At 63.8% G+C, this 18411-nt stretch carries 23 protein-coding genes; 21 read left to right on the plus strand and 2 right to left on the minus strand.

The features are described from left to right. Positions 1-754 precede the first annotated feature (754 nt). The 7 genes from MNBBLIKP_RS02910 to MNBBLIKP_RS02940 all read left to right on the plus strand — a co-directional run bounded on the left by MNBBLIKP_RS02910 (position 755) and on the right by MNBBLIKP_RS02940 (position 6396). Complete coding sequence (locus tag MNBBLIKP_RS02910; RefSeq protein WP_254912897.1) at positions 755-2767, plus strand: ribonucleoside-diphosphate reductase subunit alpha; 2013 nt, start codon at positions 755-757, stop codon at positions 2765-2767. Between the two features lie 132 nt (positions 2768-2899). Continuing rightward, the gene (locus tag MNBBLIKP_RS02915) at positions 2900-3280 is read left to right on the plus strand and encodes a PepSY domain-containing protein (protein WP_088307286.1); all 381 of its coding nucleotides are present in this window, start codon (positions 2900-2902) and stop codon (positions 3278-3280) included. A gap of 52 nt (positions 3281-3332) precedes the next feature. Further along, positions 3333-3770 (plus strand): hypothetical protein, encoded by a 438-nt coding sequence (locus tag MNBBLIKP_RS02920; protein ID WP_140420514.1) that lies wholly within the window; start codon positions 3333-3335, stop codon positions 3768-3770. A 42-nt stretch (positions 3771-3812) separates the two neighbouring features. Next, entirely contained in the window at positions 3813-4868 is a 1056-nt protein-coding gene (locus tag MNBBLIKP_RS02925; RefSeq protein ID WP_088307290.1) for a ribonucleotide-diphosphate reductase subunit beta, read from the plus strand. A 12-nt stretch (positions 4869-4880) separates the two neighbouring features. Beyond that, a complete protein-coding gene (locus MNBBLIKP_RS02930; RefSeq protein WP_088307292.1) occupies positions 4881-5150 on the plus strand; it encodes a DUF4160 domain-containing protein in 270 nt (89 codons plus the stop codon). Continuing rightward, positions 5143-5409 carry a DUF2442 domain-containing protein gene (locus MNBBLIKP_RS02935; RefSeq protein ID WP_088307294.1) on the plus strand — a complete coding sequence of 89 codons (267 nt, stop codon included), beginning with the start codon at positions 5143-5145 and terminating at the stop codon, positions 5407-5409. Before MNBBLIKP_RS02930 ends, MNBBLIKP_RS02935 begins: the two co-directional genes overlap by 8 nt. Positions 5410-6141: 732 nt before the next feature. Next, positions 6142-6396 carry a DUF2442 domain-containing protein gene (locus MNBBLIKP_RS02940; protein ID WP_088307296.1) on the plus strand — a complete coding sequence of 85 codons (255 nt, stop codon included), beginning with the start codon at positions 6142-6144 and terminating at the stop codon, positions 6394-6396. A 16-nt stretch (positions 6397-6412) separates the two neighbouring features. Here the strand turns inward: MNBBLIKP_RS02940 and MNBBLIKP_RS02945 are convergent, their stop codons facing one another. Continuing rightward, a complete protein-coding gene (locus tag MNBBLIKP_RS02945) occupies positions 6413-7066 on the minus strand; it encodes a hypothetical protein (RefSeq protein ID WP_088307298.1) in 654 nt (217 codons plus the stop codon). Between the two features lie 155 nt (positions 7067-7221). Here MNBBLIKP_RS02945 and MNBBLIKP_RS02950 point away from each other — a divergent pair, with 155 nt between their 5' ends. After that, positions 7222-7509, plus strand: a complete 288-nt coding sequence (locus MNBBLIKP_RS02950) for a DUF1330 domain-containing protein (RefSeq protein WP_088307300.1) — start codon at positions 7222-7224, stop codon at positions 7507-7509. A gap of 1 nt (position 7510) precedes the next feature. Here the strand turns inward: MNBBLIKP_RS02950 and MNBBLIKP_RS02955 are convergent, their stop codons facing one another. After that, on the minus strand, positions 7511-7918 hold the full coding sequence (locus MNBBLIKP_RS02955; RefSeq protein WP_088307302.1) for a hypothetical protein: 408 nt from the start codon (positions 7916-7918) through the stop codon (positions 7511-7513). Positions 7919-8274: 356 nt separating this feature from the next. Here MNBBLIKP_RS02955 and MNBBLIKP_RS02960 point away from each other — a divergent pair, with 356 nt between their 5' ends. From MNBBLIKP_RS02960 to MNBBLIKP_RS03020, 13 genes are all read left to right on the plus strand, one after another. Continuing rightward, positions 8275-9411, plus strand: coding sequence for a tetratricopeptide repeat protein (locus MNBBLIKP_RS02960; RefSeq protein ID WP_088307304.1), 1137 nt, complete (start codon positions 8275-8277; stop codon positions 9409-9411). A gap of 10 nt (positions 9412-9421) precedes the next feature. Next, entirely contained in the window at positions 9422-9688 is a 267-nt protein-coding gene (locus MNBBLIKP_RS17945) for a flagellar biosynthetic protein FliQ (protein ID WP_176399632.1), read from the plus strand. 3 nt (positions 9689-9691) lie between these two features. Continuing rightward, on the plus strand, positions 9692-10459 hold the full coding sequence (locus tag MNBBLIKP_RS02970) for a flagellar biosynthetic protein FliR (protein WP_088307308.1): 768 nt from the start codon (positions 9692-9694) through the stop codon (positions 10457-10459). A 3-nt stretch (positions 10460-10462) separates the two neighbouring features. Then, positions 10463-11539 carry an EscU/YscU/HrcU family type III secretion system export apparatus switch protein gene (locus MNBBLIKP_RS02975; RefSeq protein WP_088307310.1) on the plus strand — a complete coding sequence of 359 codons (1077 nt, stop codon included), beginning with the start codon at positions 10463-10465 and terminating at the stop codon, positions 11537-11539. A gap of 22 nt (positions 11540-11561) precedes the next feature. Further along, positions 11562-13598: a flagellar biosynthesis protein FlhA gene (locus tag MNBBLIKP_RS02980; RefSeq protein WP_088307312.1), complete on the plus strand. Its 2037-nt coding sequence runs from the start codon at positions 11562-11564 to the stop codon at positions 13596-13598. Positions 13599-13684: 86 nt separating this feature from the next. After that, positions 13685-14350, plus strand: coding sequence for a flagellar hook-basal body protein (locus MNBBLIKP_RS02985; protein WP_176399633.1), 666 nt, complete (start codon positions 13685-13687; stop codon positions 14348-14350). Next, positions 14350-15123, plus strand: coding sequence for a flagellar hook-basal body protein (locus MNBBLIKP_RS02990; protein WP_088307317.1), 774 nt, complete (start codon positions 14350-14352; stop codon positions 15121-15123). Before MNBBLIKP_RS02985 ends, MNBBLIKP_RS02990 begins: the two co-directional genes overlap by 1 nt. A gap of 1 nt (position 15124) precedes the next feature. Next, positions 15125-15619, plus strand: a complete 495-nt coding sequence (locus tag MNBBLIKP_RS02995; RefSeq protein WP_088307319.1) for a hypothetical protein — start codon at positions 15125-15127, stop codon at positions 15617-15619. Positions 15620-15621: 2 nt separating this feature from the next. After that, a complete protein-coding gene (locus tag MNBBLIKP_RS03000; RefSeq protein ID WP_176399634.1) occupies positions 15622-16194 on the plus strand; it encodes a flagellar basal body L-ring protein FlgH in 573 nt (190 codons plus the stop codon). After that, on the plus strand, positions 16191-17306 hold the full coding sequence (locus tag MNBBLIKP_RS03005; RefSeq protein ID WP_254912898.1) for a flagellar basal body P-ring protein FlgI: 1116 nt from the start codon (positions 16191-16193) through the stop codon (positions 17304-17306). The genes MNBBLIKP_RS03000 and MNBBLIKP_RS03005 overlap by 4 nt, the downstream gene beginning before the upstream one ends. 13 nt (positions 17307-17319) lie before the next feature. Next, entirely contained in the window at positions 17320-17673 is a 354-nt protein-coding gene (locus MNBBLIKP_RS03010) for a flagellar basal body rod protein FlgB (RefSeq protein WP_217896645.1), read from the plus strand. A gap of 2 nt (positions 17674-17675) precedes the next feature. Continuing rightward, entirely contained in the window at positions 17676-18104 is a 429-nt protein-coding gene (flgC, locus tag MNBBLIKP_RS03015) for a flagellar basal body rod protein FlgC (protein WP_088307325.1), read from the plus strand. Then, positions 18101-18406, plus strand: a complete 306-nt coding sequence (locus MNBBLIKP_RS03020) for a flagellar hook-basal body complex protein FliE (RefSeq protein ID WP_088307327.1) — start codon at positions 18101-18103, stop codon at positions 18404-18406. The genes flgC and MNBBLIKP_RS03020 overlap by 4 nt, the downstream gene beginning before the upstream one ends. Positions 18407-18411 lie beyond the last annotated feature (5 nt).

Below are 18411 nucleotides of genomic sequence, written 5' to 3' on the forward strand. Positions count from 1 at the left end.
CGGGGGAATCAAGGGCTGGTTGGGGGGGCAAAGCCCGCTCGCCTTCAGGGGAGAGGACGCGCCCTACCGCCCGTCGCCCCGGGGCAAGGCTCTGCGAGCCACGTGTCTCGCTACGCGGGCGGCGATGATGCGAGGAGCGATGTGGGGGGCGATGCTGCGCGGCAAGGCCGAGCGCGTTGATCGACACCCCGATTCACACCCCAGACCCGCCCCCGGCGATTGCGCATAGCCACTGCTGCACGCAACAAGATTTCCGGGTCCGATTCTATCCTTGTCAACGCCCCGGACCGCCTGTCCCCGGGCAAAAATTTTTTCACAGATTCACTTTGACTCTTGCGCGGCGAACGAAGCCCCGGTTTCCCGCGCGTCGCTGCAACGCGGCATGGTGCGGCGGGTCCTTTGCCGGGGGCAAACAGGGTTACTCGCGGATTTACCCTCTTGCGCCAGACTCGCGATCGGGCACTATGGATAGTGGTCCGGCATCCGGGGGGACCTCTAGACCTAGATTTCGCCGCAATGCGTGATTCACGCGACGCGGGCGGAGTCGGTCTGAAAAACAAGCCCTCCCGGTGAAGGGTCTGGGGATCGAATGGGGATAACTATTTCTCGTTTCGTTCCACCCGTTTGCTAGGATGGGCGGCTGCCCTCCGATTCGAACGGAAACGGAACATTGGCTTTTGGCACCGGGTGCGAATCACGGTTGCGGACGAATGGGGGCATGCAAGTGGATTTCAGGAACGGAGACGAGCCGACGATGGCCGAACTCGACATGACGATTGCGGACGCGGCGGTTGCGGAAAACGATGCCCCAGCGGCGGAAAAGGGCCCGGTAGTGAGCATGAGTGACAAGAGCGATCTGGGCAGCGACGCCCTGGTGGACAAGCTGGGCGCGGAAGCGCTGGCGGGGGCGCTGGGCGAAGTGGCGAAAGCCGCCGCCGCGCCCGAACGCGATTCCAAATCGATCGAGGAGCGCCGCTTCACGATTGTCACCGATCACGCCCGCGATGCGCTGCTGACCGAATTCGGCAAGGACACGCTGGATGACCGTTACCTGCTGCCCGGTGAAAAGTATCAGGACCTGTTCGCGCGCGTTGCCGATGCCTATTCGGACGATCAGGATCACGCCCAGCGGATCTATGACTATATCTCGAAGCTGTGGTTCATGCCCGCCACGCCGGTGCTGTCGAACGGCGGGACCGGGCGCGGGCTGCCAATCTCGTGCTACCTCAATTCGGTGTCGGACAGCCTTGAAGGGATCGTCGGCACCTGGAACGAGAACGTCTGGCTCGCCAGCCGCGGCGGCGGGATCGGAACCTATTGGGGCAACGTCCGCGGGATCGGGGAGCCGGTGGGGCTCAACGGCAAGACCAGCGGGATCATTCCGTTCGTCCGCGTGATGGATTCGCTGACGCTGGCGATTTCGCAGGGCTCGCTGCGGCGCGGTTCGGCCGCCTGCTATCTCGACGTGTCGCACCCTGAGATTGAGGAATTCCTCGAAATCCGCAAACCCTCGGGCGATTTCAACCGCAAGGCGCTCAACCTGCACCACGGCGTGCTGCTGACCGATGAATTCATGGAAGCGGTGCGCGACGGCGCGGAATTCCATCTGCGCAGCCCCAAGGACGGTTCGGTCCGCGCCACGGTCGATGCGCGCAGCCTGTTCCAGAAGCTGGTCGAAAACCGGCTGGCCACGGGCGAACCCTACATCGTCTTCTCCGACACGGTGAACCGGATGATGCCCAAGCATCACCGCGATCTGGGGCTGAAGGTTTCGACCTCCAACCTGTGCAGCGAAATCACCCTGCCCACGGGCCGCGACCACCTCGGCAACGATCGCACGGCGGTGTGCTGCCTGTCCTCGCTCAACCTGGAAACCTGGGATGAGTGGAACAAGGACAAGCAGTTCATCGAGGACGTGCTGCGTTTCCTCGACAACGTGCTGCAGGACTATATCGACCGTGCGCCGGACGAGATGGCCCGCGCCAAGTATTCTGCCGCGCGCGAACGCAGCGTCGGCATGGGGGTGATGGGGTTCCATTCCTACCTCCAGCAAAAGGGCATCGGCTTTGAAAGCGCGATGGCCAAGGCGATCAACCTCAAGATGTTCAAGCACATCGCGGCCAAGGCGGACGAAGCCTCGATGATGCTCGCCGAAGAACGCGGGGCCTGCCCCGATGCGGCGGAAATGGGCGTGATGCAGCGCTTCAGCTGCAAGATGGCGATCGCGCCAACCGCGTCGATTTCGATCATCTGCGGCGGCACCAGCGCCTGTATCGAGCCGATCCCGGCCAACATCTATACCCACAAGACCCTGTCGGGCAGCTTCGTGGTCAAGAACCCCTACCTGCAGAAATTGCTGGCCGAAAAGAGCAAGGATTCCAACAATATCTGGAATTCGATCCTCGAACACGGCGGATCAGTCCAGCACCTCGATTTCCTCAGCCCAGAGGAAAAGGCGGTCTACAAGACCAGCTTCGAAATCGACCAGCGCTGGCTGCTCGAATTCGCGGCAGACCGCACGCCCTTCATCGATCAGGCCCAGTCGCTGAACCTCTACATCCCCGCCGATGTTGAAAAGTGGGACCTGATGATGCTGCACTTCCAGGCGTGGGAAAAGGGGATCAAGAGCCTCTATTACTTGCGCTCGAAGTCAGTCCAGCGCGCCGGGTTCGCCGGCGGGGTCGAGGCGGACAACACCGCCGACGCACCGATCATGGAACTGGCCGCCCAGCCGACCGATTACGAGGAATGCCTTGCCTGCCAGTAAGGCAGCGGGGCAAGCACAGGCTGGCAGTACAAATGCTAATGCATGTTACAATTGGCGACCAAATGCGGCTTGCCGCGCGGCGCGCCGATGCCCTTGGGAAGGGCTCCAACCTTTTCCCGGGAGTATATGACTATGCGTAAGTGGCACCGCTGGCTTTCCGTCCTGTTCGGCGTGGTTCTGCTGTGGATTTCGGTCACCGGCCTGCTCAGCCAGATCCCGCTGTGGGGCGAAGTGCTGGGCGGCAAGGAAGAACGCCCCGCCGCGGCTGCACCGGCCGGGTTCAAGTGCCCCGAAACCATGCTGTGCCGCCCCAAGCCGCCCAAAAGCGCGCTCAACATCGGGCTGATCCATCACCTGCATTCGGGTGAAAGCCTGGGGCCGGTCGGCACCGTGGTGTTCACTCTGGCCGGGTTCGCCATGGTGTTCTTCAGCTTTTCCGGGCTGTGGCTCTATGTCCAGATGTGGCAGAACCGCAAGGTCCGCGGTGTAACTCCCAAGTGGTTCTGGCAATGACCGCGCGCCGCGCATGGCCTGCGCTTCACCCGATCCAGACCGGAGCTGCAGGATGAAGCAATCCGGCAGGCCGAGCTGGACCAGAACACCGGCCTATGTGTCGGTGCTCTGCCTTGTTTACGCTGCGCTGACGTGCGTTGCTGCCTATGGCGTCCACCTGGCGGCGCAACCCGCGCTGGCAGGCGTGGACCGGATTGCCCTGCTGGCTGGCGCGGCCGGTTTTGGCTTGCTGCCGTTGCTGGTGCTGGCAGCAGCAATGGGCAAAGGCCTCGGCTATGATCTCAACAGGTCGCCGCAGGTATCGCGCGGGATTGGCATCGCGCTAAAGTATGTGCCCGCTGCTGGCGGACTGGCGATGCTTTTGCGTCACCATTCGCCAGCGGTAGACTCGCCTCCGGCATCGTACATGCTGAACGGCGGAATTGTGCTGTCCCTGGTGGCCGGCATTGGCTTCCTGATCACGCGGCTCGACGGCGGCGGGTGGCACTGACAATTTTTTGAAGTTTCCAGTTTTCTTACGAGGATTCAACCGATGTCCCTTCTCGAAGCCCGCAAGACCTACAAGCCGTTCGAATATCCGTGGGCGTACGATTTCTGGAAGCGCCAGCAGCAGGTCCACTGGATGCCCGAGGAAGTGCCCTTGGGTGAGGATTGCCGCGACTGGGCGCAGAAGATCAGCGAGCATGAGCGCAACCTGCTGACCCAGATCTTCCGGTTCTTCACCCAGGCCGACGTCGAGGTGCAGGATTGCTACCACGAGAAGTACGGCCGCGTGTTCAAGCCGACCGAGGTCAAGATGATGCTGGCCGCGTTCTCCAACATGGAGACGATCCACATCGCCGCCTACAGCCACTTGCTTGACACCATCGGCATGCCCGAAAGCGAATATGGCATGTTCCTTGAATACGAGGAAATGCGCGCCAAGCACGATTACCTGCAGCAGTTCGGGGTTGATAGCGACGAGGATATCGCCCGCACGCTCGCCATGTTCGGCGGCTTCACCGAAGGGCTGCAGCTGTTCGCCAGCTTTGCCATGCTGATGAATTTCCCGCGCTTCAACAAGATGAAGGGCATGGGCCAGATCGTCACCTGGTCGGTCCGCGACGAGAGCCTGCACTGCGAAGGCATCACCCGCCTGTTCCACGCCTTTGTCCAGGAACGCCAGTGCCTGACCAAATCGGTCAAGGAAGACATCATCGATTGCTGCCAGAAGACCGTGCGGCTGGAAGATGCCTTCATCGATCTGGCGTTTGAACAAGGCCCGGTGCCGGGGATGAGCGCCAAGGAAATCAAGCGCTACATCCGCTACATCGCTGACTGGCGGCTAAGCCAGCTGGGCCTGCCCGCGATCTACATGGTCGAAGACCACCCCCTCCCCTGGCTCGCCCCGCTGCTCAACGGCGTCGAACACGCCAACTTCTTCGAAACCCGCGCGACCGAATATTCGAAGGGCGCGACCAAAGGCAGCTGGCAGGACGTGTGGTCAAGCTTCGATTCACGCCGCAAGGCCAAAGGTGAACCGGCGAACGAAGCCGGAGACGCTGAGGGTGAGCCGGATATGTTTGGCGGGACTGTGGCGGCGGAGTAGGATTTTCCGGCGGTGCCAATCATCTCGATCTTCTTCGGGATCGTGATCCGCATGTATCACGATGATCACGCGCCGCCGCATTTCCACGCCAGCTATCAAGGGTTCGAAGCCCTGATCGCGATTGCCGATGGTTCGGTTCAGGCCGGTTCGCTGCCCAAACGGGCCTTGCGGATCGTGGCCGAATGGACCGAGCGCCACCGCGCTGAATTGCTGGAAAATTGGCAGAACGGCATTGATCTGCTACCCATGCAGATGATTGCGGGAGCCGATCTCGATGATTAAGCTGCACCATCTGGCCGTTACCAGCCCTTCCGAACTGGAACTGACCTTCAGCGACGGCAGCCACGGCCTGTGGTCCGCCGCCGCGTTGATCGCGCGCGACACCGTGCTGACCAAGCCGCTAGCCGACCCCGCCTACTTCGCCCGCGCCTTTATCGAGGCTGGCTCGCTGGCATGGCCAAATGGGTTGGAACTGGCCGGGTGGAATTTGCACCGCGAGTTGGCGGATAATGGGCGGTTGGTGGCGATGCGGGCGGCTTGAGCAGCGAATTTTGAGAGCAATTTTTCAAAGAAACTATTGAACATAAATGGAACAAATGCTAGAAACGCCTTCTCTTTTTTGAATAGGACAAGGCATGACTGGTGATTCGATAAACAGAGTTGTGGAAGCGCTCGAGAAGCATTCCGTTCCGACTGGCCACTTACCAAGGCTTCCCGAGAGTGGGGATATTGGCGGTTCTGTTCCTACCGGACATCTTCCGAAAGACCCTCCGCCTCCTTCAAATCCCAAAGAGTAATTGTCGGATTGATAGATTATCCATCTTGGATTTCTGCTATTTCTTCCGCAGGAGGTGTCTTTGTAGCTATTGTCGCAAGCTATGTCGCCTTGCGCACGTACGGTGCGCAAAGTACAACTAACGATGTCAATCTCTCTCTTAGTATTTTTTCAGAGATAAACAGATATTGGGATCATATTTCTAGAGGTGAAATTGATTCTATATTTGGATATGGGCAAATACTTGCACAATTCTAGATTGCAGCAGCCCTTTTTAACAGGGGTATTTTGACCGAAAGAGCTGGAGAAATACTCTCGTCACATATAATCGAAGTTGTAACGGGTTTACAAAATTCCGAGAACGGTCGACATTTAATCGATCATTGCAGATCTAACGGATCGACGTTCGAAGAACTTGATTTCTTTCTAAAGAAACATTTCCCAACGGCACTTTTAACGCAAGCATTCGAAGATTCGAAGAAATCGAAAGTGCGTGGAATGACTATTTCGCCTGAACCGCTCGCCGTGCGTTTCGATCAGGATTCGATGTGGGTCGATCTGGCGGATGGCCGCACGCTTGGCATTCCGCTCGCCTGGTTCCCGCGCCTGCTCCACGCCTCAGCGGCGGAACGCGCGGCTTGTTCACTCAGCCGTAGCGGGATCCATTGGGACGGGCTGGACGAGGACGTTTCGATCGCCGGCTTGCTCGCAGGTCGCGGCGATCAGACCCGGGCTCGGCGCACTGCGGTCTGACGGACGGATACCCCCCTCACTCCCAAACCATCCCACCATCCCGCCACAGCTGCTCATAAATATCCCCAACCCCATAGCTGATCAGCAGGGCGCCCTTGCACCACGGCATGGACTGGCCCCGGTCGCGGAAGCGGGAGGCTGTTGGCGTGGCCGGGTCCGGGATCAGGTGGGTCATTTCGTGGCCCAGCGTATTGACCAGCGCGGCGCGGGCCGCGCCATTTGCTGCGGCGGCATTGTTCAGGCGGCTGGCGATGATCGTGATGCTGCGATCCCCGGCCCGGGTCACGGCGGTAACCTTGCCATTGCGGAACGTGCCGATCTGCAGGGTGAAAGCGGGCGTTTCCGTGGTCAGCGCGTGGAGCACATCTGCCGCCGGGGTGCGGGGCTGGCGGCCAAAGAAGAAGCCGGGGCAGGCGGGGGACCATTCGCCCGCCGCGATTTTTTTCGCAAAGGCGTCGCTCGCCATGATCGCACAGACTTGTGTCAGCGCAGCCCGCGCGCTGGTTTCCTGCGCGGCGGACAGGCCGATGGTGGTCATCACCGGGCAGGCTGGCCGCACCAGCGCCGCGCCATGCCGTGCAGGCGGCACCGGGGCGGTGATCGCGCAGCCGCTTGCCAGCAGCGCCAGGGCCAGTACCGGAACGGCGTGCAATCGGTCTGTGGTCGGCATGGCATGGTGCTCCTGTCTGGACCGAGCAGTTCCACAATTGGCGCGCGGGCACAACTGCCGGGCAAGCGGCGGCGTGCGGGCAGGCAGCGCGCTTGCACCTTGCCGCGCGCCGCGCCACATTGCGCCCAGACACCCAGCAGCGAGAGGATCAATCCATGACGGCCTACCTTGTTTTCATCAAGGAACGCGAACACGATGCCGGCAAGATGACGGAATATGCCGGGCTGGCCGGGCCTTCGCTGGCCGGCCACACGGGCAAGCCGCTGGCCTATTACGGCGGGATCGAGACGCTGGAAGGCCCCGAAGCGCAAGGCTGCGTGATCCTGGAATTCCCGACCATGGACGAAGCGCGGGCGTGGTATCACTCCCCTGCCTATCAGACCGCGCGGGCGGTGCGGTTTCAGGGCGCGGATTACCGCGTGTTCCTGACCGAAGGGCTCTAGTTCAGCGCGCGCTGCGCCGCCACCGCGCCCAGGGCACCAGCGCGAACAGGATCTGCCCGGTCAGGCCAAGCGCGCCCGGCGGCGTGGCCTGCGCGCTGAGCCATTGCGCCGGACCCGTGCCGAACAGCACCATGGCCAGCGCGCATTCGCTGCCCAGCAGCAGGGCAAACGCGATCAGGCCGATCCGCAGCGCCGCAGCCGCGCTGGCCAAGGGGTAGCGGCGCAGCAGGTGTCCGGCCCACAGCCAGCTGGTGAGCAGCACCAGCGGCAGCTCTACCGCCACGGCGGCCATGGCCCCCAGAAGCGGGGCCAGCCACAGGGTGCGGATCACTCCCAGCGCGAAAGCCACGGCGAACACGCCCAGAAAATAGGCGAGCGCAAGGCGGATGGCGGAAGGGGTGCGGGGCATGGTGGCGGGTCTGCGCCGTCCATGCGGTTCTGTCCATGCGCGCGGTCAATTCCGCCACTTGCGGGCATTTTCCTACATGCCGCGAATCGGCTATATTGCGCGCCTGAACCGCCGTTGTGGCGGGGTGGACAGGATTTGCAGCTCAAAACCGCACAATGTGTCACTTTATCTGGCACAAGCAACTGGATTGAAAGGAGAAAGAGGCCGGACAGAGTGTCACCTTGTTGTCCGCCCTGTCACCGGGATCGCCACCGTCCGGTGCGGTTTTGCCAGTCGGGCCGGGGGCCATTGCCTCTGTTTCGCCTGCGTGCAACAAGGTGACGGGCCGCCCATCGGCGGTAGGGACGCTTGGGACAATGAGTGACGGGACACGGCTCGCGCGGTTGCGCGGGTATCTGGAACAGGATCCGCAGAACCTGGCGCTGCTGGCCGATGCGGCCACGGCTGCACTGGATGAAAATGCGCTGGACGATGCGGCCGAATTGCTGGCCCGTCATGCCGCGCTGTCACCTTTGCCGCCGGGACTGGTCAACACCGCCGGGATCGTCGCGATGCGGCGCGGAGAGCGGGACGCGGCGCGCGCCGCGTTTGAAAGCCTGCGTGAGGGCGGCCACGATCACCCATCGGTCCGCTTCAACCTGGCCTGGCTGAATGCGCTGGACGGGCGGTTTGCCGAAGTGGGTGAACTGCTGGACGATGAAGTGCTGGCAGCTGTACCGCGCGCCGCCGCGCTCAAAGTGCAGGCGCTGCACCACATTGCCGAGCCAGAGGACGCGCTGGCGCTGGGGCAGCTCTTGCTGGAGGCGCACCCGCAGGACGATGCACTGCTGGGCGCGGTCGCGGTCGCGGCGATGGATGCGGATGACTATGCACTGGCCGCCAGCCTGGCCGGACGGGCCAAGGGCGGGGCTGATGCCCTGACCACGCAAGGGCTGGTCGCGCTGAACGAGGATGATCCCCAGGCCGCGCTGGGCCTGTTCCAGCGGGCCCTGGCCGAAGCGCCCGAGGCTCCGCGCGCCTGGCTGGGCATGGGGCTGGGCCTGCTGGCCGAAGGCAATGCCGATGCCGCCGCTCCCGCGCTGGAAAAAGGCGCGGCGATCTGGGGGGATCACCTGGGGTCGTGGATTGCAGCGGGCTGGGCGCAGTTCGTGCGCCGCGATCTGGTCGCCGCGCGCCGCAACTTTGAAACGGCGCTGGCGCATGATGACAATTTCGCCGAAAGCCACGGCGCGCTGGCGGTGCTCGACATCGCTGACGGTGATCTGGAAGGCGCCCGGCGCCGGACCGAGATCGCGCTGCGGCTTGACCGGGAATGCTTTGGCGGAATGCTGGCGCGGGTCCTGCTGCTGGAGGCCGATGGCAAGCCCGAACTGGCGCAGCGGATCGTCGAACGCGCGATGCAGCTGCCCGCCGGGGTGGAAGGCAAGACCCTGGCCCAGGCGATGGTCGGGCTGGGCACGGCCAATCAGCGGCGCGGGGAAACGCTGCAATGAGGTTAGTCGCGTGAGCCAGGGGCAGGCGCTGGACCTGATGAACCGGCTGATGTGGGAGGCGATGGTGGTCGCCGGGCCGCTGCTGGCCGCGGTGCTGCTGGTCGGGCTGCTGATCAGCGTGCTGCAGGCCACCACCCAGCTGCAGGAAATGACGCTGAGCTATGTCCCCAAGATGCTGGTCGCGGCGCTGCTGCTGATCTTTCTGGGGCCGTGGATGATCGGCCGGATGATGCAGTTCGCGCTGGGACTGATCCGGATCATTCCCAGTCTGGGATAGGTCATGACGGAATCGGGGGCAGACGCGCTGGCAATCTGGGTGGCATCAAGCCTGCTGCTGACCCTGCGAATCGCGCCGACCCTGATGTTCGCGCCGCCGTTCACCCTGATCCGGGTGCCGCGCACGATCCTGGCCATGCTGGGGCTGACACTTGCCGCGGTGCTGGTCAGCGCCAATCCCGCAGCACGGCTGGCCGAAGTCACTCCCGCCGTGCTGGCTACCGGGGCGATCAGCGAGCTGCTGGCCGGGCTGATCCCGCTGATCGCGCTGCAACTGATGTTCGCCGCGCTCTATCTGGTCGGGCGGACGATCGACATCCAGTCAGGCTTTGGCCTGGCGCTGCTGATCGATCCGGGCACCCGTGCCCAGACGCCGCTGGTCGGAACCTTCTTTGCCTATATCGCGGGGGTCACCTTTTTCGCGATGGACGGACATCTGGCCTTGCTGCGGTTCTGGTCGGCCTCGCTCAGCGCCGTGCCGCTGGGCGGCGTGGTGCGGCTGGGCGGCGTGGGGGCGCTGGGGGAATACATGCTGACCACATCGCTGATCGCACTGGGAATCGGCGGCGCGGCGATCCTGGGGCTGTTCCTGACCGACGTGGTGATCGCCATGGCATCGCGCACCGTCCCGCAGCTCAATGCGCTGCTGCTGGGCATTCAGGTCAAGGCGATCCTGGTACTGGCGCTGCTGCCGATCGCCTTTGGCACTTCGGCCGCGCTCTATGTCCAGCTCGTCGCCAGCGCGCTATCCTTCATGCAGCGCACGGCCTGAGCGATGGACGAGAGCGAAACCGACAAGAGCGAAGCCGCCACCCCGTTCAAGCTGCAAAAAGCGCGCGAACGCGGCGCGACGGCGCGGTCGATGGACCTGGGCTTCTTTGCCGCGATCGCCGCGATGATCGGCTTTCTGGCCTTTGGCGGAGAGCGACTGGCCCAGGCCATGTCGCGGTCCACGCGCGAGGCACTGGCACTGGCCCCGGCGATCAGCGGCAATCCGGCCTCGCTGGGCGAAGTGGCGACCCGTGCAGCCGCGCCGCTAGTCTGGCCGCTTACGGTCTTTGCCGGCACCCTGTTCCTGCTCGCGCTGGTGCTCGATTTTCTGCAGGTCGGACCGATGTTCTCGACCCACCCGCTCAAGCCCGATTTCAGCAAGATCAATCCGGCGAAGGGGCTCAAGCGGCTGTTTTCTTGGCGGATGCTGACCGAAGCGTTCAAGGCGGTGCTGAAGCTGGCGGTCTATTCGACCATCGCCTGGCTGGTGATCAAGGGCGCGCTGGTGGGCACGGCGGCGGCGCTGCCCGGGGGAGTCGAGCTGGCCGACGCGATGCTGGCCGGAGTGCGGCGGCTGCTGATGTTCTTTGCCCTGGCCGCGCTGGGCTTTGCCATGCTCGACCAGGTTCTGGTCCGGCGGCAATTCGCCAAGCAGATGCGGATGAGCCGCCGCGAAGTGAAGCGCGAGCACCGCGACCGCGAAGGCGATCCGCGCTTCAAGCAAAAGCGGCGACAGGCGCACAGCGAGTTCGCCAAGGCGGTCAAGGCACTGCGCGATGTGCGCGGTTCGGACGTGATCATTACCAACCCGACCCATTACGCCGTGGCGCTGCGCTATGATCCGCAGACCATGGCCGCGCCGCAAGTGGTGGCGCGCGGCGCGGGCGAGATGGCGGCGCGGATCCGCAGGGTCGGGTTTACTTATGGCGTGCTGGCCCTGTCCGACCCGCCGCTGGCGCGCGCGCTGTACCGTGCGGGCCGGATCGGCGGGGACATTCCGGCGGAACTTTACCAAGCCGTTGCCGACATTTATCTGAAGCACGGAATCGGGGCGAACCGCGCCCGCGCAGCTGCTGCCTAGAACCGGGGAAGAACTGACCAACATGCTGGGCCGCCTGATCCGCAACAATTCCGACCTTGCCCTGGTGCTGGGCATGGTGGGCATCCTGCTGGTGCTGTTCGCGCCGGTTCCCACCGCGCTGCTCGATTTCCTGATCATCCTGAACTTCTCGTTCGCGCTGACCTTGCTGATGATGACATTCTACGTCGGCAAGCCGGTGGAATTTTCCACTTTTCCATCGCTGCTGCTGGTCGCCACGCTGTTCCGCCTGTCACTCAACGTCGCGGCGACGCGCCTGATCCTGACCGATGGCGATGCCGGGCAAGTGATCGGCTCGGTCGGCAATTTCGCGGCCCAGGGCAATTACGTGATCGGGCTGGTGGTGTTCTTCATCCTGATCGTGGTGCAATATGTGGTGGTGACCGCCGGGGCCCAGCGCGTGTCGGAAGTGGCGGCGCGCTTTACCCTGGATGCCGTGCCGGGCCAGCAGATGAGCATCGACGCCGATCTCAACATGGGACTGATCGATCAGGACGAGGCCAAGGCCCGGCGCAAGAACCTGGAACGCGAGACCGCCTTTTACGGCGCGATGGACGGCGCCAGCAAGTTTGTGAAAGGCGATGCGGTTGCCGGGATCGTGATCGTCCTGATCAATATCATCGCCGGCTGGATCATCGGCATTTCGCAACGCGGGCTCGATTGGTCCGAAGCCCTGCAGCACTATACCCTGCTGACGATCGGCGATGGCATCGTCACCCAGGTTCCCGCGTTGGTGATTTCGATCGCCACCGGGATCATCGTGACCCGTTCGGCTGCAGACCGCCAGCTTTCCACCGAAGTGATGATCCAGCTGGGTTCGGTGCCCAAGATCCCGCTGATCGTGATGGGTTCGCTGACCTTGCTGCTGATGCTGCCGGGCATGCCCAAGTGGCCGATCGCGATCCTGGTGCTGCTGTTTGCCGCCATCTGGCTAAGCGCGCGGCGGCGGCGGCTTGATCTGGCCGAACTGCCCGGTCAGGCCGAAGCGGACAGCGCGCAGGCCGCCGCCGATCGCAACGGAAGGGTGCCCGCAGTGATTGCGATCGGGCTGGGTTCGGGTCTGGCCGAAGCCTGGGTTTCGCAGCGTCCGGTCATTGCAGAGCGGATCGCCGCGCTGCGCCAGCAGCATGCCGAAGCCAGCGGGCTGACAATCCCCCCGATCGTGGTCGAGGATATGGCCCAGGTTGCGCCGTTCGATTACCAGCTGCTGCTCCACGGCAGCACTTATGCCAAGTCCACGGTCCATCCCGATCACATGCTGGCGGTGCGATCGTCCACATCGCGCGACGGGCTGACCGGGATCGAAACCAGCGATCCGGCTTTTGGCCTGCCGGCCTGGTGGATCGAGGAAAGCCAGTCTGCCAAGGCGCGCGAACTGGGCTATACCCTGGTCGATCCGATCACCGCGATGATGACCCACCTGGGCGAAGTTGTGCGCAGCGAGGCCCCGTTGCTGCTGACCCGCGGCGACGTAACGCTGATGCTGGACGGCGTGCGTCAGCGCCAGCCGGGGCTGGTGGAAGAACTGGTGCCCAATGTCATGTCGGTTTCCGATGTGCAGCGGGTGCTGCAGAACCTGCTGGCAGAGGGCGTTTCGATCCGGTCTATCGACCTGATCTGCGACATCCTGGTCGATGTCGGGCGGACCACCCGCAACCATGGCGAACTGACCGAGCTGGTGCGCCAGCGGATGAGCCACATTATCTGCAACGACCTCAAGGCCGGGGAAGAGCAGCTTTCGGTGCTCAGCCTTGATCCGCGGATCGAGGCGCAGATTGCCGAAGCCGTCATGCGCAGCCCCGAAGGTTCCAGTCTGGTGATCGAGCCGAAACTGGCCGATTCGTTGCTGCGCCGGGTTCACCCGCTGGTCGAATCGATGGTGCAGAAGGGGCTTTCGCCGGTGCTGCTGTGTGGCCCGGCGATCCGCAGCCACTTGCGCGCGTTCCTGCGCCGCAGCGTGCCGCGCCTGGCGGTGGTTTCGGTCAACGAAGTGCCCCAGACCATCGCCCTCAAATCGTTTGACGTGATCCGGAACGATTGATACGCATTTGTCCTGATAAGGTCGCGATAACCAAAAAAAATATCGGGAATTTTGATCACCCTTTGCGGGTGATGGCGGGGGAATTTGTGCCTGATCTTGTCGCATCAGCTACGGCTATTCTGGCGCAGTCCGAACGCCGGGTTGAGATTGTCGGCCAGAACATCGCCAATGCGACAACCCCGGGTTACAAGCGCCGCATCCCCTTCGTGCAGATGCTGACGCAAACCGATGGCAGCGTGGCCAGCCAGGTTTCGGCCGTGATTGACAATCGCCCCGGCAAACTGGTGGTGACCAACAATCCGTTCGACCTGGCCCTGACCGGCCCCGGCCTGTTCGCGCTGCGCGATCCGGACGGTATGCGCTTTTCCCGCCAGGGCCGCTTCAGCCGCAATGCCGAAGGGCAGCTGATCGATGCGCTGGGCGGCGTGCTCCAGCTTGCCAATGGCGGCGATGTGGTCGCCAGCAGCGCCGATTTCGAAGTGCGGATGGATGGCACGATTGTCCAGCGCGGAGAAACGCGGGGCCGGATCGCCGTCTACCGCGAGGCTGCCGGACAGGCCGCCGGTCCGTCCGAACCGGCCGACGCACCGGGCGTGCGCCAGGGCGCGTTCGAAGCTTCGAACGTCACCACCGGGGACGAAATGGTCACCATGATGGAAGCCATGCGCCGCGCCGAATCCGCGCAGCGGGTGATGATCACCTATGACGAATTGATGGCGCGGGCCATCACGACCTTCGGGGGAGGCGGGTAATGAACGGCGCATTCTACATCGGCGCAACCGGGCTGGAAGTGCAGCAGCGCAATCTGGATACGATCGCGCAGAACGTGGCCAACATCAACACCCGCACCTACAAGCGCGCCGAACAGCGCTTTGCCGAACTGGTCAGTCAGGTTGCAGTGCCGTCCAGTCCGGACGAACTGGCCCAGCCGCAGTCGGCAGACCTGGCCGGAGTGCGGATTTCGCGCACGGTGCGGGTCTTTTCGCAAGGCGCGCTCAACGAAACCGGCAAGCCGCTGGATCTCGCGATTAGCGGAGACGGGTTTGTCGAAGTGCTGGGGCCGGGCGGGCAAGCCTGGCTGTGGCGGGGCGGCTCGCTGAAAGTGGACGCCGATGGCGTGCTGGGCACGGCCGATGGCTTGCAGCTGAAAACGCTGATCCAGGTGCCTGACGGGATCACCGACATCCGGATCGGGCGCGATGGCCGGGTTCAGGGGCTGGCGCAGGGTGATGAAAACCTGACCGAACTGGGCCAGCTCGAACTGGTCCAGCCCGACGATGTCGATCGGCTGCAACCGGTCGATGGCGGGTATTACCTGGCTGATGAAGGAACCCAGCTGCGCAGCTACCTGCCGGGTGAAACCGGCCAGGGAGTGTTCGTCCAGGGCTCACTCGAAGCGTCCAATGTCGACATTTCGACCGAGCTGGTCAGCATGCTGTTGACCCAGCGCGCCTATGGCGCCGCCGCGCAAGTGGTGCAGGCGGGCGATCAGTTGATGAGCATCGCCAACGGCCTGAGGCGTTAGGATGGGTCTGGGCGCGCTTCTCATTGCTGCATCCGCGCTGGGCACGATCACTTTCGCTGCCGAGGCGGAAGTGACGGGTCCCACGGTGCGCCTTGGCGACGTGGCCGAACTGTCCGCCGTACCCGAAAGCCTGCGCCGTCAGGCCGCCGGGCTGCCGCTGGCGCGGCTTGCGCTTGACCAGCGCCGCACCGTGATGGACCGCGCCGAACTTGCCGCCCGCGCCCGTGCGCTGATGCCGGTGCTGCGCGATCTGCTGCCCGCCGGGTCTGCTCCGGTCACGATCCTGCGCCACACCGGCCTGCCTGCCCTGCCGCTGGCCAGCGGCGCGGCGCCTGGCCTGATCCGCAAGGGTGAGCCGGTCAGCGTCGCGGTCCGCGCCGGGCCGGTAATGATCCGCCGCAGCGCCAAGGCTCTGCAAGGCGCCACTGCGGGTGAGCAACTGTTCGTCGCGACGGCCGAACGCGATGTCCTGACTGCGGTCTGTTGCGGAGAATGACGATGCGCTCCCCTGCCCTGATGCTGCTTGGCCTGCTGGCCGCCGCGCCTGCTCTGGCGGATGATCTCTACAAGGGCAGCAACTGGACCGCGCTTGCTTCTGACCGCAAGGCATCGGCGGTGGGGGATCTGCTGACCGTGCTGATCATCACCAACAACACCGCATCGAACACCGTTGCCAAAGGCACCAAGCGCGATACGGCGATGAGCGGGAATGTCACGTTCGGCAACACGTTTGACAAGTCGGCCGGGCTTTCGTTCGGCGGGTCCTATGACGGTCAGGGCAGCACCACCCGGGCAGACCGGATCGCCGCCCAGCTCAGCGCCACGGTCGATCAGGTCCTGCCCAACGGCGATCTGATGATTTCCGGCTGGCAGCAGCTCAAGGTCAATGGCGAGACGACCAATGTTAAGGTCAGCGGCCGGGTCCGCCCAAGCGACATTGACGGCGGCAATCAGGTGCTGTCCTCGCGCATTGCCGATGCGCAGATTGACTATGACGGCAAGGGGTTCGCCTCGCGCAGCGCCAAGCCGGGCATCGTTACGCGAATCTTCCGGTTTCTGGGGTTGATGTGATCCGCCACCTGCTTGCCTCGCTGCTGGCCCTGATGGCCATGCTGACCGCCCTGCCCGCTGCGGCGCAGGACGTGCGGCTGAAAGATCTGGGCCGGTTCGCCGGTTGGCGGGAAAACCCGCTGGTCGGTTACGGCGTGGTCACCGGCCTGGCCGGAACCGGGGACAGCCCCCGCAGCGAAGTGACCCGCCAGGCGCTGCGCAATGTGTTCAGCCGCCTTGGCATCGTGGTGACCCCGGACATGATCCAGAGCCGCAACGTAGCCGTGGTGCTGGTTACCGCCAGCCTGCCGGCCTCGGCCAATGTCGGGGACCGGATCGACGTTTCGGTCACTTCGGCGGGGGATGCACGCAGCCTGTCGGGCGGGACCCTGCTGATGACCCCGCTGCTTGGGCCCGATCAGCACAATTACGCGCTGGCGCAAGGCACCCTGGTGGTGGGCGGCTATCGCTATGAAGCGGATCAGAACCTGCGTCAGCGCAACAGCCCGACAGCCGGGATCCTGCCGGGCGGGGCCACAGTGGAACGCCCGGTCGAAGCGGAACTGGCCGATGCCAACGGCATGGTCACTTTCCTGCTGCGCGATCCCGATATCAGCACCGCGGAAAACGTCGCGCGCGGCATCAACGCGCGGCTGGGCTATGGCCTGGCCAGCGTGCGCGGGGCCGATGCAGTGGCGATCGACACGCGCAACTGGAAAGGCCCGCTCAACGGGTTCCTGGCCCAGGTCGAAAACGTCAGCGTGGTGCCCTCAAGCCAGGCGCGGGTGGTGGTCAACGAACGCTCGGGCACGATTGTCGCGGGCGGCGATGTGCGGATTTCGGAAGTGACCGTGGCGCAAGGCGACATCAAGGTCGAAGTGTCGATCGACAACAGCGCGACCGGGGCCAACGTCTATGGCGGCTATGTCCGTTCGGCGAGCGGGCTGGTGGTAACCAATACCAGACTTGATGTGCGCGAAGATCCGGCGGCGGTGATGCATTTCCCCGGCGCCAGCGTGGCCGATCTGGCCCAGGGTCTGGCCCGCGCCAAAGTGCCGGTTCGCACGATGATCGCGATCCTGCAGGCGATGAAGACCGCCGGTGCGCTGCACGCCGACATTGTGGTGCAATAAGAGGAGCATGGCCGTGGCACTCGATCCGATCACCCCTGCCCTGCTGCTGAAAGCGCTGGATGGCCTGTCGCTGCGCGCGATGGCCACGGCGCAGAACATCGCCAATGCCAATTCGCCCGGCTATCGCCCGCTGGCCGTGACGTTTGAGGACGCCTTGCAGCAGGCCGCCGCGCGCCATGATCTGGCCGGGATCGAAGCGGTGCAGCCCCGCATCGGCCTGGCCTTGCGCGATGATGGCTCCACCGAGCTCAGGCTCGATCTGGAAATGGCCACCGCCAATCAGACCGCCACGCGCTATGCCGCGCTGGTCGAATTGCTCAACCGTCGCTTGCAGATCGAAGCGATGGTCACCACGGGGAACCGCTAAGCATGAACGCGATTGAAATCAGCCGGACCGGGCTGGAAGTGGAATGGCGCAGGCTGGAAGTGATCGCACAGAACCTGGCCAATGCCAGCTCTACCCTGGACGCCACCGGCCAGCCGTATCACGCGATGCGGTTGATTTCGGGACCGGCGGCCAGCTTTGCCGATGTGCTGGCCGGGCGCGCCGATCAGTCGGGCCTGCGCGGGGTCGCGGTCTATTCGATCGAGGCCCAGAACCTGCCGCCGCGCCGGGTCTATGAACCTTCGCACCCGCAGGCGGATCTGGATGGCTATGTCACTTATCCCGGGTTCGATCATGCCGCGGAAATGGCGCTGATGGTCAAGACCAGCCGCAGTTACGAGGCCAATATCGTCGCCATGAACAGTGCGCGGCAGATGTATACCAAGGCGCTGGAAATCGGGAGGCGCGGATGAGCATTCCGGCAATTGCCCCGATTTCGGCGGTTACCCATACGGCGCAGGCAGTCCAGCCGGGCGCGGCCGGTCCGGCAAATGGCCCCAGCTTTGTCGAAATGCTGTCCAACGGCCTGTCCGTGACCGAAGCCAAACTGGCCAAGGCCGACGAACTGGTCGCCCAGTTCGCCATCGACGATTCGATTCCCGTCCACCGGGTCACTTATGCGCTGGAAGAAGCGCGAATCTCGTTCGAACTGATGCTGCAGGTGCGCAACCGGCTGCTTGAAGGTACCCAGCAACTGATGAACATGCAGCTCTGATCGAT

The organism is Novosphingobium sp. B 225, from assembly GCF_002198665.1.
GTDB lineage: Bacteria > Pseudomonadota > Alphaproteobacteria > Sphingomonadales > Sphingomonadaceae > Novosphingobium.